Source organism: Parafrigoribacterium humi (genome assembly GCF_040227205.1).
In the GTDB taxonomy this organism is placed as follows: Bacteria; Actinomycetota; Actinomycetes; order Actinomycetales; family Microbacteriaceae; genus Parafrigoribacterium_A; species Parafrigoribacterium_A humi.
In genome coordinates, this window is the sequence record NZ_JBELOA010000017.1 from 1 (window position 1) to 921 (window position 921).

The 921-nt window shown below is 61.6% G+C and carries 1 protein-coding gene; it reads right to left on the reverse strand.

What is annotated here, in order from left to right; all coding sequences use genetic code 11:
- Positions 1-673 (reverse strand): IS110 family transposase (locus ABUA28_RS14075; protein ID WP_349904936.1); only part of this gene is annotated, 673 nt, incomplete at its 3' end.
- Between the last annotated feature and the right edge of the window lie 248 nt (positions 674-921).

Sequence of the window (921 nt, forward strand, 5' to 3'; positions counted from 1 at the left end):
CTTTGTCTGCCGCGGTGATCTCGGTTTCGAGGATGTGAATGCGTTCCCCGAGGCGTTTCATCGCTGTCTTTGTCGCCTGGATCGGGTCGCCGATCCTGGCCAGGTCGACGTGCAGAGCTCGGGCTTGTTTCGCGGTCGCGGGAAGAGTCATCCCGTCGAGTTGCTCACGCAGGATAGCCGGTGCGGTGATGAGGAGGTCTTTGAGCTGATTCAACACCTGGGTGCGATGTTTCACTGCGGAGTCTCGCACCACGGTCAGGATCCGGATCGCTTCGATGGTCCCGGTGGTGTTCTTCGGGATCGTGGTCGCCATTCCAGAGAGAACTTTCTGGCCGGCCGCGGCCGCGTCGATCGCGTCGTCCTTGCCGCGGCGGGCGCGAGTGGCTTTATCGGTCGTGTTCACCTCGGCGACAGTGATCCCGGCATCGGTGAGGAAGCGGGTCAGCCCGGCACCATAGGAACCCGTCAGTTCCACCCCGATCCGGTCGATGATGCCGTGGGAGGCGACCCAGTCCAACAACTGGCGGTAACCGGCCTCGTTCACCGGGAACTGCCGAGATCCCAGAATGCGGCCGGTCAGATCGAGCACGGCAGCATGGTGGGTGGATTTGTGGGTATCGACTCCCGCGACCACGACGGTGGCCTGTCCCGTCGCGGGTTCAGTGGTTAGCATGGTGTTTCGTCTCCTCTTGAGTGATCAATTGGATGACCTCACCGGGCCGGGCGGACACAACATTGAAAAGTCGTTGCCGGACAAAGTCCTATTAGGTCACGTCCCACGCCCGGTCCGGCCTCCCGAACAAAGCAGCGATCCCGAACCCGGCCGACAAATCCAGCGAATGACATCACCAAGAGCGAGTCTGTCGAGTAGCAGGTCAGACCGGCCCCGGAACCACCACCACTATCCTCAATGTCGAGTAG